Source organism: Soonwooa sp. (genome assembly GCF_032062245.1).
Taxonomy (GTDB): Bacteria; Bacteroidota; Bacteroidia; order Flavobacteriales; family Weeksellaceae; genus Soonwooa.
Window position 1 is genome coordinate 40,313 of record NZ_DAMBQF010000010.1, and the last position, 13,021, is coordinate 53,333.

A 13,021-nucleotide genomic window follows, 5' to 3' on the forward strand; every position below is an offset into this window, starting at 1 on the left:
AAAAATCCAAATAATCCAATTATATCAAAAATACAATGGAAGTTAAATTTTTGAGAAATAGACGTCAGATTGCGCCACTTTGTCCATGCGGAGAATCTAACAGAAGTGGGAAGTTTAGTCCAATTGATGAAGCCGACCCAACAAAAGGTTATTGTCATAAGTGTAATAAGTCTTTTTACCATAATTCAGAAAAAGTAGAATTTAAAAATGATATTGTAATTCCTGACAAGCCAATAACATTTCATTCGCCAAAATTGTTGAGCAATTCAAAGTTGATTAAAAGCGATTGCTTGAGAGATTTTTTACATGGTGTATTTGAGAAATCGGAAGTAGATAAAGCGTTTGATTTGTACCATATCGGAGGCATAAAAGAGCGCAAAGACTGGACTGTGTTTTGGCAGGTCGATAATGATTCAAATATCAGATATGGAAAAGCAATGTTGTATAATTCTGATAACGGAAAACGTGTTAAGGATAACTTTAGTGTCGTTAGTACGGTGCATAGCATTCTTAAAATAAAAGATTGTAACTATAAGCAATGTCTTTTCGGACTTCATTTAGTTAATGACAATACTAAGCCTATTGCGATAGTCGAAAGCGAGAAAACAGCTTTAATAATGTCTTTGGTAGATGATACTTACTTATGGCTTGCAACTGGTGGTTATGGTGGTTTTAATTATGAAATTCTAGAGCCAATCAAAAGTAAAAATATTACCGCTTTCCCCGATGTTGGGGAGACTGGATGGAATGATATAGCTAGTCGCTTAAATACATTCGGATTCTCAATAACAGTAAATAAAATCTTAGAGTCTGGAATTTACCCCAAAGGCTATGACCTTGCGGATGTTGTTTTGGAGCAATTACAGTTTGAAAAATCCAAAATTAAGAAAAAGGAATATCAATCATTAACCAAGGAGGAACGCTTGAAAATAGGTTTAAAAATATTCAACATAGAGGACTTGCAAAAGCTATCCAAAAGAATCGCTTCAAACTGGACTGACTATCGAGAAATCATAAAAAAATTAATCAGCGAAGGAATGACCCAAGACGATGCGGAGGATATTCTCGACATCATGTGCATTCGGAATGTGCTACAAGTAGGAGATTTCGCCTATAAAACTAACTAATAAAAAAAGTAATGACACACAACGAAATTATTGAAAGCGTAGTAAATGAAATACTATACAAAGTTGTAAACGAACCAGTTTTTAGAAAAATGCTAATAATAGAACTTACAGAAGTTGAATTGGCAGAATTGACATTGTACCTAGAAGGGGAATGCAATTTAACGAAAAAAACAAACGATAGGATAAATAAAATTTCGAGAAAATTTCTCAATGAAATAGATCCAAACTTTTTAATCCAACTAGAAAAAATTAATAACCTAAAAAATAAATAATGAGCGATTTAAAATTTATCATAAGTGCAGATGCTTCTCAACTAAAAAAAGAATTAGAAATAGCAAGAAGAGAAATACTAGGATTGAATAACTCAATAGCCGGTGAAACTAATAAGATTGACAACTCGTTTAAAAGCTTAGCTACTGGAGTTACAGCCTATTTCTCGGGACAAGCACTATTAGGCTTCACACAACAATTAATCAATGTTCGTGGAGAGTTCCAAAAGACTGAAATAGCATTTGAAACAATGTTAGGAAATGCGGATCAAGCTAAAGAGTTGATGGGGCAAATGGTAGATTTAGCAGCTAAAACTCCTTTCTCTTTACAAGATGTTTCCAATGGTGCCAAACAATTATTAGCATTCCAAGTACCAGCAAATGAAGTTGTAGATACACTTACTCGTATGGGTAATATTGCAGCAGGTTTATCGGTTCCGTTATCTCGTATTAATTTAGTTTATGGTCAAGTAAAGGCTAAAGGTAAATTAATGGGTGATGACTTGCGCCAATTTACCGAAGCAGGAATACCGATGGTCGCTGAATTAGCTAAAAAATTTGGTACTTCTACAGCTGCAATTACTGAAATGGTTTCGGCTGGTAAAATAGGCTTCAACGATGTTAAAGAAGTATTATTTAGCCTTACAAATGAGGGTGGAATGTTCTTTAATTTAATGGAAAAGCAATCAGCTTCATTAAGTGGAAAAATATCCAATTTAGGCGATGCTTTTGACCAAATGCTTAACAAAATTGGAGAAGGCAATGAAAGTATTTTAGCCGATGGAATTGATGGATTAGCATACTTAGTAGAACATTATGAAGATGTAGTAGATATTCTTACTGTTTTAGTTGCTACCTATGGAAGTTATAGAGCGGCATTGATAGCTACCGCAGCAATTCAGAAGCTTTCTGTAATGGCTGGTAATATTCAAGCATTCATTCAATTAGCATCTTCAATTCGTAGTGCAAAAGATGCACAGCTTTTATTTAATATGGCTACTTCTGCAAATCCATTAGGAGCATTAGCAGCAGTAATTGGCTTGGTTGTATCTGCATACTCTGTTTATGGTGATGAAATAGACAAAGCTTTAGGAATTACTAATGATTTTATCCTTGCTAGAGAACGTTATGAAAAAGCAGTTAAAAATGAACTTCAAACCGCAGGAAAAGAAATATCATCTTTAAATACTTTATATCAGAAAGCTACAAATCACAAAGTAGCAATAAATGAGCGTAAAGCAGCAGCCGAACAAATGCAAAAGCTTTATCCTTCTTACCTAGGTAATTTAACTACCGAAGCTATCACAGCAGGAAAGGCAGCAACACAGTATTTAGCCATCAAAGAAGCTATAGTAGCTGCTAGTAAAGCGAGAGCAGCACAAGGCATTTTGGATGAACGAAATACCGAACGTTTAGAGTGGGATGAAGATTGGAGAAAAAAGTACAAGAACTCTATCCTTAGAATGCAAGAAGCAAAAAAGGAAGGTTTTAAAATAGCAGTTGACCACGAAAAAACATATCAACAAAAGTTAATTGATGAGCGTAAAAAATTCAATGCAGATAACGCAAAGGCAGATGAGTTTTACACTAATACAATTGAATACAATAATAAAAAGGCTGACAAATTATTAAAAGACCGAGAAGCACAACAACAAAAAACCGTAGAACAAGCATCGGGAGATACTGACAAGGATAAAAAGAAAAAAGAAAAACACGAAAGGGAGTTAGCAGAAGTTTATTCTAAAGGTAGTATTGCAGAACTTCAACAACGTATTGAACTTTGGAATGAAGCTTTAGAGAAAGCAGGAAAAGGCGATGAAGTTGATGTATTATCTAAAAACAAATTTGGTGATACTGTAAAAACTGGTAAAAAGGTTAGTATTTCCACAGCACAAGACGAATTATCAAAACTTGAAGAAGCTAAGCGTAACAGAGAAAAAGAAGTCTTAAAGCAGTCTTTTGATGAACAAATGACCGAGATAAAAAGACAAATCGAGGTTAGGGATAAGTTACTAAAAGAAGGTTACTCAAAAGATACGGTTGATGGTATATTTCCCGAAGTTAAAGATTCAAGTTTTGAACAATATTTAATCAGAAGTACAGAATTAATTAAAAATTTGTTTGCAGCTGGAAAAGGCACACCTGAATTAGCGCAAAATCTAGCTTTAGTATCTGAGGAACTTAATAAATGGAAAGGCAACGATACTTATGTTGATCAAGTAACAAAAAAAATTGAAGAATTAAAATCTCAATTCAAAGGTTCAGAATTGATTTCAGAACTTGAAAAGTATCAAGGCGAAAATCTAGCAAATGAGACAGAGGTTAATCTTAATGCTAAAAATGCCGCAGTCAAAAAAGCGATTGAGGAAGAAATAAAAAGCTACCAAGATTTATACAAACAGATTTTAGAGGAACAAAAAACCTTTGAAGAAAAAAGCGCAGAAATAGCAAAGCAGTACAATGAAATTAAAAAAACTGATGCTTACAAAAACGCCTCTGAATCTGACAAAAAGAAAATAGATGACCAATATTCTAAAATGGCTACTGATGCATTCTTAGAACATCTTCAAAATTCTGATTCATGGATTAGAATGTTTTCCGAAATGGAATCTGTTGCAATTTCAGAGTTGACAACTTTTAGAAATGTTCTTGTAACCAAACTAAAAGAAGCAAAAACCGAAGCTGAAAAAATTAAGATTGGTGAGTTCATCAAAAAAATTGATGAAGAAATAAAAGGAAGAGACCCATTTACATCATTAAAAAATTCTTTTCAGGATCTAATCAATAAAATTAAAGAGGGAACCGTAACCGCTGCCGACTTCTTAGCAGTTCTAAAAGATTTGGATGGTGTAAAATCGTTGGTTAATGGCTTTGTAGATTCTTTTCAGCAGATGGCTGATGCGATAGGGTTGAACATTGATACATCGGGATTCAAAGAAACTCTAAACGGAATTATTGACGGTGTATCGGGTATTGGGCAGGCGGTTAGTGGATTCTTATCAGGTAATCCAATTGGTATGGTTCAAGGTATTGTTAAAGCCATTGGCGCAATAGGTGGACTATTCAACAAGGATAAGAAAAAAGAGCGTGATATTAAGCGTCAAACCGTAGCACTCAAGGAACTTGAAACCGCCTACAATAACTTAGCATTCGCAGCAGAAAAAGCTTTAGGTTCTCAAAAGTATAGCAGCCAAGTCGATGTTATCAAAAATCTAGAGCAACAAAAAGCAGCGTTGCAAGGAATGATCAATACCGAAAGTAGCAAGAAAAAATCTGATTCGGGGAAAATTCAAGAATGGCAAGGACAAATCCAATCTATTAATCAAAGCATTAAAAACATCAAAGAAAGTATCATTAAAGATGCTCTTCAAACTGATGCTAAGGAATTATCCGACCAGTTAGCTGATGCTTTAGTGTCTGCATTCGAGAAAGGAGAAGATGCTGCCAAAGCACTTGATAAAGTGTCAAATGATATGTTTAAGAACATGATTAAGAACGCACTTAAATTAAGAATGCAAGATGATCTACAAAAGATTCTAGACCAGATATTGAGTGAATCAGGATTTGACAACAACGGAAACGGATCATTTAACCCATTATCTCCTGATAGAATGAATTACTTTAAGGACTTAATTAGTCAGGTAGGATTGAGCCAACAAGGATTCCTTGAATCTTTAGGTAGCTTATACGGAGACTTGAACGCTTCAACCTTAGAGGGTGCTATAAAAGGAGTAACAGAAGAGACAGCTTCTGTAATAGCTGGTCAAATGAACGCCCTTAGAATTATTCAGGCTGAAATGTTTGAAATAGCTAAAGACAACATGATTGTTTTTCGTGACCAATTAATACAATTAACAAAGATAGAATATAACACTTCGCATCTATTCCAAATTAGACATGATATTTCAGAGATGAACTCTAAAATGAAAGATGGAGGATTAAGAGCATCGGGATTGTAGAAAATTAATCACTAATAATTTAGGTAATGGGCAGAAAACCAACATACCCACAGACAATAAACGAATTGTATCGAATAAGTATCACTACTTTTAAAAAGAATGGTTATTTAACGCCTGATAGCTTAGATAAAGGCACAATAACAATTTTAAGTAATAAGATACCATTTGTTGTAAAAACGTCTGATTTTGATAGCTATTTAAAATTAGGTAATAACACCTATATTAAATTAATTTCAAAAGTACCAAATCTAGGCATCGGGTTAATGTGGTTTTTTGTCTGCCCTATGTCGGGAAGATTATGCAGAAAGTTATACTTGTATAATGGTGCATTCGTTGGGATATCAGTGATTCCGTACAATTACGAGCAACAAAATTATAGTCGTACTAATCGAAATTTGGACAAGGTTTTTAAAGTCACTTTCCAAGATGCACCCGAAGAAAAAATTTTTGCAAAGTATTTTAGGACTACTTATTCAGGAAAACCAACTAAAAGATTTCAGCAAATTTTATCACAACAAAAAAAAATAGATAAAATTTCAGAAGACAATCTTTATAGATATGTTTCTGATTATTTGAAACTTACAAAGTAAAATCAATTAACAATAAATTTTAAACAATGGAACAAAACGAAGAATTAAAAAAAGATGAGGTTTCTCCAATGATGAAATTATACATTGAGACCAAAAGAAAGGAAAGAGAATCTAAGGAAAAAACCAACCACGACAATGGCAATCTCCCAAATATGGAAGGAGTTTCCGAAGCCATGAAATTATACATACAATCAAAAAATAAAAAGTAAAACAATGGAACAAACAGCAATCGAAAAAATCAGTAACAGAAAAAACAAAACAATGGGACAAACAGCAACAAAAAGAATTGAACTTTACAAAAACGAATCAGCAATTCAAGATAGTTTGGACGATTTTCAATATACAGCCAATTTAATCGAAAAGCTATTGCTACATTACGAAGATAACGAGGTACATATTTCAGACGCTGAAATTAACGCCTTAATCCAATCCAATTTTACTGACCAACGTATTAAGCAACTGGCAGAAAAAAGAGCCGAGAACGTACAAAGAAAGGACAAAGAATCAACGATTAATAGTTTTATTGATGACGTTTATTTATTCAGAAGTGTATTTGCGCAAGGTCTCGTTATCTTATCAACAGCGGTATCGGTTAAAGATGGTAGGGTTATTATTGATCCTGAAGCTATCAAAGCAGTAACAGAGCGCCATACATATTTTATTGAAGACCAAAAGGAAATTGAACTTTATAACGAGCATCAAGACGTTATCAAACGAATCAACGATTTCAGAGAAAAATACAATAATACAATGGGATACGGATTTGATTTTTTTCATTTAATCCAATCAGACAGAGAAGGCAAAGCCTCGAGACCCGAAACTATCCGCTACAGTAGATAACAACAAAAACCCCTTTCAATTCGAGAGGGGTTTATTTTTTAAATTTTTCTTTTTGACATTTTTCCACGTCGATTATTAAGCTTTTCTTGGATAGAAAGAGACTTCTTCTTTGATTGTCTAGGTTTTCTAGGTTTCTCGGATGGTTTTCTTTTAGGTGCATTGGCTCGATCAAAATTCTGTCTTTCTAAAATCTTGCCTAAATGAATTTTGAAAATATCATCTAAAACAATCTTTTTAAGTTCGATTATCATTCGTCTTGCACCTGCGTTATAGCCTTCTTGTAAAATAATGGTCTTGTAATTTCTAAAACCTATCATTTTACCGTTTTTATCTCTTTTGCATAGCCTAGACCTATAAAAGTCTGTATCGTCTCTATATTCAATGTCTTTGTTGCCTGATTCAATTTCATCAAACCAAACTTTTTGCATTACTAAAAACAAAGGCTTCTTTTCTTCTTTGAAAATTAATACTTCTTCTTTAGGTATCTTAAAATCAAAACATTCGATTAAAACACTTTCAGAAACAGAATTTACAACCCCAGTACCATCTTCATTATCAGAGTAAAACACTTTTGTTTTAGTTAGTTTAGTTACTTTGTGAAATCTTTTATCAAATTTTGATTGAAGTAAATCACCAATTTTTAATTTGTTTATCATATCAGTTTTTTTTGTTTTGGTTCTTGTGTTTGTTCTTGTTTCATTTTAAATAATTCAAGCACATCTGCGCCAATTTGCTTTTTGGTAGCGTTTTCTTTTTCACTCAAATACTTGTAGATCTGTTCTTATGGTATTTGGTCTAAAATTTTTGAAGACGATACTTTCATTTTTTAATTTTCTAAGATAAGCAAAAACCCCTACTCAATTTAAAGTAAGGGTTATTTTTATAGGGTTGTCCAATTTTGGATAAGCCTAATTTTCATTATAGAGATTTTCGTTAAAAGACCTATCGAGGGCAAATCCATTGGACTTTATAAATTCTTCTTGAGTTTCTTCATGTCTTGGAAAATTCAAAGCAAATACAACCGCTAATTCTGTTATAAATTTTTTAAGCATCATCAAGTCGAACATATCATTCTCAACAGCTGCTGACGTTCTTTCTTCGATATCTACATGGTTTTTAATTGTTTGCAGAACATTCTCAATACCGCAACTTGTTGAATTAATATCAAAATCATCATAAGCGCAAAGAAGGTCTCTTTTTACCATTTCGGTGTTATGGTAATAGTTAATATAACGGTCGATTACCTCGATTAAATCAACAACGTCAATGCCGTAATTGCTTTCAAATGTTTTGATAATACAGTTAAGTCTGTTTTGTGCAGTAGGTGTCATAATATTATAATTTTTAAAGTTATTAAATTGTTAAGCTGCTATTTTAGCAAGGTTCTCTATCATTAAGAAGTTTTCAATCTTGAAACATCTGTAAGCGTTTTTTTCGCTATCAAAATACGTGAAGACAAATGGGTTAGGTGTCTTATCTGTTTTCTTTTCATAAGTATTGGTTAAGCTGCCAACCGCTTTTCTTACAGTACCATCGCTTTTCTCGAAATAAAAAGATACTTCGTGCGATTTCATTTCTTTGTTAAGCTTGTAAAGTGCCCAAGCCTTTTTTAGGCATACCGACCAAGCTTTGTTAAGAGTTCTGAATAAATAATGTGCTCTTTGCATTACTGTTGATTTAAAAGAAGTTTTCATATTGTTGATGTTTTAATGATTAAAAATTAAGTCCGAAGTATTGAGCGTTATCTTTATTACATAGAAGACTGATCGTCTTTTTGTCATTCTCTGAAAGCGTATTTAAGATGTCTTTTAGCTTATCTTTTAGATTGTCCCAAAATCTTACAGCTTTCATGTCATCACAATATTGATAGTGTAAGTCCATTGCGTTAATGTTTCTTGCTATCTTTTCGGCTCTTTGGTTTGATATTGTTTTTATAATCTAAATAGTGTTTTGATTTCTTGAGTACAAATCTAAATAAAGTTTTGATACAATCCAAATAAATTTTTGATTATTTTTAATTTTGTCAAAATATTGTTTTGATTTTGTATATTTGTATAAAAATAAAACAATGAGTATTTTAAGATTAAAAGAAGTATTAGCAGAAAAAGGAATGCAGAATAAAGATCTTGCGGATAAAATCGGAGTAACACCAACAACAATATCTAATATTACGCAAGGGAATAATTTTCCAAAGCCTGAAACATTATTAAAGATAGCCGAAGCATTAGATGTTGATATTAGAGAACTATTCCAATCGACCAAAGAAGACGACATTGTGCCTATCTATATTAAGAATGAAAGCAACTATGTTGAAGTAGGAAGTATAAATTTAGATAGCTTAGTAACTGGTTTAAGATTAGATTAATGGCTATTGATCCTAATTATACAGCAGCAAAACATTTTTTAAATCTTCTACCCGATGCTCTAGCGGTTAAACTTTGTAAACAAAAGCTGGCAGGCGTTGAGAACAAGAAAAAAAGCAAACAGCAGAGGGTAAGAGATTTTAAAGAATACTTAAAAAGAAAGTAAATATTGAATGTGAAAATCATGACTTTGTTGTGTACAAACTGTTATATTCACTATCTTTGAAGTTCACATAAGCCTTTTTTCTAAGTCTGACTATCAGGCTACTAAAACAAGCCTTCCTATTATTTAGGGAGGTTTTTTTATGAGTATTTAAGATTTTTTAAAGATTCACTAATCATATTGTTAATTTTTCTATTTTCGTGAGCAAATAAATTATATTATGAAAAAAATCTTGACTGTTTTAAGTATTGTTAGTGTGGTTCTAGTGAGTGCTCAACGTGATAAATTAGAAAACTACACAGCTGTTAATAAAATCACTTATAAAATCGGTGATACAATTACTCTAGGAAAGGGTTCCGCTCCAAATGGAGATTTTAACTATTTACAACAAGGAGGCTTTGGTAACACAATAGCAATGATAGGAGGTAGTGATATGGGAGTAATGAGTGGTTCTAAAGATAAAGGATCTTATTCATCGGGTATTGGTAGAAAGTATTCAGGAATGAATGTTATCATCAAAAAAATCAAAGTTGAGAAAGATAGAAGAGGTGGTTCCAAAGTTTTCTTTGTTGTAGGTGGTGGGAACATTACTAATTACAATCTATTTATTGATGATGCAGCTACTTCTTGCGAAATCAAGGATTGTGTCAAAGAAACAATGGATGTTAATATTGTGAATGCTGCACCAGCTGAATCGAAATATGACAAGCTTAAGAAAATCAAAGAACTTAAAGATGAAGGAATTCTAAGTGAAGATGAATTTCAAAAAGAGAAAGAAAAAATAATGACTGAGAAATAAACGCTTACATAAATAGCACTTTAGAAATAAGGTGCTTTTTTATCATCTAACATTGTTATCCTTTGACGTAATGTCGAGTATTATAGAAAATTCCTTATCCGCTAAAGTTTCAGCCAATTCCAATCCCATTTTGGTGGGCGACATACCGATTTGTTATGTCGCTTAATTTACAATGAGTTGCAATTGCTTTTGCTGGATTTTCGTATCCTAATGCTTTTGCTATATCAGTGCGAAGTTCTAAAAGTGGTAAAATCGCACTTTTAAATGTCTCCAAAAACGATAATATAAAACCTAAATGTCGGAATTTCCGATATTAAAGAACGGAATTCCGTTTTTATAAGGTAGCCGATTTTTCGTCCAGCTTAGAACTTGCTTGCCCAAAATGGCAAGTAAACTAATAAATATCTTGCTTCATCAAAAAGCGGAGCAAGATACTCGACGAACTTTTTCGCTGAATGTTGGACATCCAAAGTGAGGAAAAATCACATTGCTGAAAATCAATTAGTTATAAAAATACAGCAAGTACGAGAAAAAACCGCACATCTGAAAATCAATTAGTTACATTCGAATATGTTGCAATATGTTACAACTTCCAAAGGTGCTTTCTAATCACCATTGAGGTTTTGCACAAACTTATTGAAAACCCTCGACAATGCGTCGAACCATCTAAATTAATATTGTTCAAAGGTTTTTTCGACATCTCTACACGTGCGAGAATAATATAAAGATTTTATTGGCATCACAACGCACGTACATAAGAACCTCAAATAAACTGTATACAATGATTTTTTGGAGGTCATACACGTGCGGAAGAGTAGGAATTTTAAGTAACCTAGATTCTTTAGATTTTGCTTGTATTTTTAAAACGTTGATAATCAACACGTTAACACTGATAATCTAAATAATCTAAATAATCTAACTATTGGAATAGTATTCTCTTATTAGCGAAAAGCAAGTTCTTATTTTTAAAGTCAATTACTTATTAATACAAAATAATACAAAAAAGCACCTAAGATAAAACTTAAATGCTTGATTTATAGGATTTTATATTTTTAAAGTGTAGTCCGTAGGAGACCGACCCAGCGCCCCGACTGCTAGAATCTTCTTTCAAAAAACGAAATTTTCTTCCAGTCGGGGTGTTGGGGTACGCCCAAAAATATCTAGAACCTAATTGGTAAGCTAACTTGCGCTGTGTCCCAACCCGCTACCATATTGGCGCCGTCGTCGGTTTTCACAAAGCTGATTGAGAAATATTCCATCGGCGAAGTCAACTTGGTAGCCGGTACTTTGACACGAACAAGGTCGTTAGCTGTGTTGTAAGCGTAAGCGCCCCAAACGTCTGTGGTTTTGTTGATAATAACGGTCCATTCTGTCTCGCCAGGAATCGCGTAGATGCTATAACAGCCAGCAGGGATTTCTTTACCGTCGATTTTGATAGGTTTGAAAACTTTAAGCTCTGTGTTTTCGTTAGCGCCAAAACGCCACACTTCGTTGTACTTCACCAAGTTGCCAAAAATTGCTCTTCCTTTGCTTGACGGACGCGAGTAAGTCACCTTCATAATCGGTGTTACATTCTTGCCAGTCGCCGCATCCAACGGATAATACACCATGTCTAAAGGACTTACGTCGATGTTAGCGAATTTTAGTTGTTTGGGATCGTTTTTAGTTTGTGCAGTTGCCATTAGCCCAAAACACAAAAGGCTAAGCCCAATTAATTTTCTCATATTTTAAGTTTAACTAAATTTTCAATTGCTTGATCTAAAGTTTCCTGCTTTTTTGCAAAACAAAAGCGAATTATTTTTTCGTCCATAAAATTATGATAAAACGCCGAGAAAGGTATAGCTGCAACCTTATAAACTTGTGTTAAATGTTTGCAAAAATCTTTATCACCAAGTTCGGAAACTGCAGAATAGTCGACCGCTTGGAAGTAAGTGGCTTCACAGTTGAGTAGTTTGAAATCCGTGCCAGCAAGCGCATTTCGGAAATAATCGCGTTTGGCTTGATACATTTTTGCAATTTCATGATAGTCCAAAACCTCGTCCATATATTTTGCAATCGCATATTGCGATGGCGAATTAACACAAAAAACATTGTATTGATGGACTTTTCTGTATTCTGACATCATTTCTTTTGGTGCTAAAATATAACCTAACTTCCAACCTGTGATGTGCAATAGTTTTCCGAAAGATGCTACAATAAAGCTTCTTTCTTTTAGTTCAGAATAACGGGCAAAACTCAAATGTTCTTGATTGTCGAAAGTAATATTTTCATAAACCTCGTCGCTCAATAGAAAGATATCGGTGTCTTTAACAATTTTTATCAACTGCTCAATATCGGATTCTTTTAAAATTCGAGTTGAAGGATTTCCAGGATTATTAAAAATGATGAGTTTTGTTTTGTTGCTAATTAAATTTTTAAAATCTTCCCAATTGATTGCGTAATCAGGTTTGTGAAGAATTAAATGTTTTGTAACGCCTCCAAAAAGTTGAATCGTTGGTTCGTAACAATCATAAGCTGGTTCTATAATAATAACTTCGTCGCCAGGTTTTACAATGCTTGCAATTGCTGTGAAAATGGCTTGTGTAGCACCAGCCGTAATGGTAATTTCGGATTCGATGTCGTAGGTCGCTTTGTGACTGTCGTACATTTTTTTAAGAATGGCTTCGCGAAGTCTAATGTAGCCAGGCATTGGTAAATATTGATTGAGTCCCATTGCAGAACCTTCTTCTAAAAATTGAGTAAGCTTTGCATCAATCGGAAAATCAGGAAAACCTTGTGAAAGATTAACAGCATTTTCTTTTGCAGCGAGCTGGCTCATTTCTGTAAAAATGGTGATGCCGACATTGGGTAATTTGGATTGAATATTTGGTGTCATATTTTCTTTCAAAGTGGATTAAAATTAATAATAATT

At 33.4% G+C, this 13,021-nt stretch carries 15 protein-coding genes; 9 read left to right on the forward strand and 6 right to left on the reverse strand.

The genetic code is table 11. The features are described from left to right. Window positions 1–50 precede the first annotated feature (50 nt). From RT037_RS07255 to RT037_RS07280, 6 genes are read left to right on the forward strand one after another with little or no spacing between them, the layout of a single operon-like run. The gene (locus RT037_RS07255; protein WP_313029458.1) at window positions 51–1,127 is read left to right on the forward strand and encodes a DUF6371 domain-containing protein; all 1,077 of its coding nucleotides are present in this window, start codon (window positions 51–53) and stop codon (window positions 1,125–1,127) included. A gap of 11 nt (window positions 1,128–1,138) precedes the next feature. Next, a complete protein-coding gene (locus tag RT037_RS07260; protein ID WP_313029460.1) occupies window positions 1,139–1,399 on the forward strand; it encodes a hypothetical protein in 261 nt (86 codons plus the stop codon). Then, window positions 1,399–5,355: a tape measure protein gene (locus tag RT037_RS07265; RefSeq protein WP_313029462.1), complete on the forward strand. Its 3,957-nt coding sequence runs from the start codon at window positions 1,399–1,401 to the stop codon at window positions 5,353–5,355. The genes RT037_RS07260 and RT037_RS07265 overlap by 1 nt, the downstream gene beginning before the upstream one ends. Window positions 5,356–5,381: 26 nt before the next feature. Beyond that, complete coding sequence (locus RT037_RS07270; protein ID WP_313029465.1) at window positions 5,382–5,945, forward strand: hypothetical protein; 564 nt, start codon at window positions 5,382–5,384, stop codon at window positions 5,943–5,945. Between the two features lie 26 nt (window positions 5,946–5,971). Continuing rightward, entirely contained in the window at window positions 5,972–6,154 is a 183-nt protein-coding gene (locus RT037_RS07275; RefSeq protein ID WP_313029467.1) for a hypothetical protein, read from the forward strand. A 4-nt stretch (window positions 6,155–6,158) separates the two neighbouring features. Further along, on the forward strand, window positions 6,159–6,785 hold the full coding sequence (locus RT037_RS07280; RefSeq protein WP_313029470.1) for a hypothetical protein: 627 nt from the start codon (window positions 6,159–6,161) through the stop codon (window positions 6,783–6,785). 38 nt (window positions 6,786–6,823) lie between these two features. On the opposite strand, the gene RT037_RS07285 is transcribed toward RT037_RS07280, so the two are convergent. From RT037_RS07285 to RT037_RS07300, 4 genes are all read right to left on the reverse strand, one after another. After that, entirely contained in the window at window positions 6,824–7,441 is a 618-nt protein-coding gene (locus RT037_RS07285; protein ID WP_313029473.1) for a hypothetical protein, read from the reverse strand. Window positions 7,442–7,693: 252 nt separating this feature from the next. Further along, entirely contained in the window at window positions 7,694–8,116 is a 423-nt protein-coding gene (locus RT037_RS07290; RefSeq protein ID WP_313029477.1) for a hypothetical protein, read from the reverse strand. A 30-nt stretch (window positions 8,117–8,146) separates the two neighbouring features. Beyond that, entirely contained in the window at window positions 8,147–8,479 is a 333-nt protein-coding gene (locus RT037_RS07295) for an SH3 beta-barrel fold-containing protein (RefSeq protein ID WP_313029481.1), read from the reverse strand. A 19-nt stretch (window positions 8,480–8,498) separates the two neighbouring features. Further along, window positions 8,499–8,666 carry a hypothetical protein gene (locus tag RT037_RS07300; protein WP_313029484.1) on the reverse strand — a complete coding sequence of 56 codons (168 nt, stop codon included), beginning with the start codon at window positions 8,664–8,666 and terminating at the stop codon, window positions 8,499–8,501. 187 nt (window positions 8,667–8,853) lie between these two features. Between RT037_RS07300 and RT037_RS07305 the strand changes: the two genes are divergently transcribed. The 3 genes from RT037_RS07305 to RT037_RS07315 all read left to right on the forward strand — a co-directional run bounded on the left by RT037_RS07305 (window position 8,854) and on the right by RT037_RS07315 (window position 10,110). Further along, window positions 8,854–9,150 (forward strand): helix-turn-helix transcriptional regulator, encoded by a 297-nt coding sequence (locus RT037_RS07305; protein WP_313029486.1) that lies wholly within the window; start codon window positions 8,854–8,856, stop codon window positions 9,148–9,150. Continuing rightward, entirely contained in the window at window positions 9,150–9,314 is a 165-nt protein-coding gene (locus tag RT037_RS07310) for a hypothetical protein (RefSeq protein WP_313029489.1), read from the forward strand. Before RT037_RS07305 ends, RT037_RS07310 begins: the two co-directional genes overlap by 1 nt. A gap of 217 nt (window positions 9,315–9,531) precedes the next feature. Then, the gene (locus RT037_RS07315; RefSeq protein ID WP_313029491.1) at window positions 9,532–10,110 is read left to right on the forward strand and encodes an SHOCT domain-containing protein; all 579 of its coding nucleotides are present in this window, start codon (window positions 9,532–9,534) and stop codon (window positions 10,108–10,110) included. A gap of 1,160 nt (window positions 10,111–11,270) precedes the next feature. Here the strand turns inward: RT037_RS07315 and RT037_RS07320 are convergent. Both RT037_RS07320 and RT037_RS07325 read right to left on the reverse strand, forming a co-directional pair. Beyond that, window positions 11,271–11,834, reverse strand: coding sequence for a DUF2911 domain-containing protein (locus RT037_RS07320; protein ID WP_313029494.1), 564 nt, complete (start codon window positions 11,832–11,834; stop codon window positions 11,271–11,273). Then, window positions 11,831–12,985, reverse strand: a complete 1,155-nt coding sequence (locus RT037_RS07325; RefSeq protein ID WP_313029496.1) for a methionine aminotransferase — start codon at window positions 12,983–12,985, stop codon at window positions 11,831–11,833. Before RT037_RS07325 ends, RT037_RS07320 begins: the two co-directional genes overlap by 4 nt. Between the last annotated feature and the right edge of the window lie 36 nt (window positions 12,986–13,021).

Coding starts and splice junctions, on each gene's coding strand:
- RT037_RS07260 (WP_313029460.1), top strand. CDS start 1,139: ATGACACACAACGAAATTATTGAAAGCGTAGTAAATGAAATACTATAC.
- RT037_RS07265 (WP_313029462.1), top strand. CDS start 1,399: ATGAGCGATTTAAAATTTATCATAAGTGCAGATGCTTCTCAACTAAAA.
- RT037_RS07270 (WP_313029465.1), top strand. CDS start 5,382: ATGGGCAGAAAACCAACATACCCACAGACAATAAACGAATTGTATCGA.
- RT037_RS07275 (WP_313029467.1), top strand. CDS start 5,972: ATGGAACAAAACGAAGAATTAAAAAAAGATGAGGTTTCTCCAATGATG.
- RT037_RS07280 (WP_313029470.1), top strand. CDS start 6,159: ATGGAACAAACAGCAATCGAAAAAATCAGTAACAGAAAAAACAAAACA.
- RT037_RS07285 (WP_313029473.1), bottom strand. CDS start 7,441: ATGATAAACAAATTAAAAATTGGTGATTTACTTCAATCAAAATTTGAT.
- RT037_RS07290 (WP_313029477.1), bottom strand. CDS start 8,116: ATGACACCTACTGCACAAAACAGACTTAACTGTATTATCAAAACATTT.
- RT037_RS07295 (WP_313029481.1), bottom strand. CDS start 8,479: ATGAAAACTTCTTTTAAATCAACAGTAATGCAAAGAGCACATTATTTA.
- RT037_RS07300 (WP_313029484.1), bottom strand. CDS start 8,666: ATGGACTTACACTATCAATATTGTGATGACATGAAAGCTGTAAGATTT.
- RT037_RS07305 (WP_313029486.1), top strand. CDS start 8,854: ATGAGTATTTTAAGATTAAAAGAAGTATTAGCAGAAAAAGGAATGCAG.
- RT037_RS07310 (WP_313029489.1), top strand. CDS start 9,150: ATGGCTATTGATCCTAATTATACAGCAGCAAAACATTTTTTAAATCTT.
- RT037_RS07315 (WP_313029491.1), top strand. CDS start 9,532: ATGAAAAAAATCTTGACTGTTTTAAGTATTGTTAGTGTGGTTCTAGTG.
- RT037_RS07320 (WP_313029494.1), bottom strand. CDS start 11,834: ATGAGAAAATTAATTGGGCTTAGCCTTTTGTGTTTTGGGCTAATGGCA.
- RT037_RS07325 (WP_313029496.1), bottom strand. CDS start 12,985: ATGACACCAAATATTCAATCCAAATTACCCAATGTCGGCATCACCATT.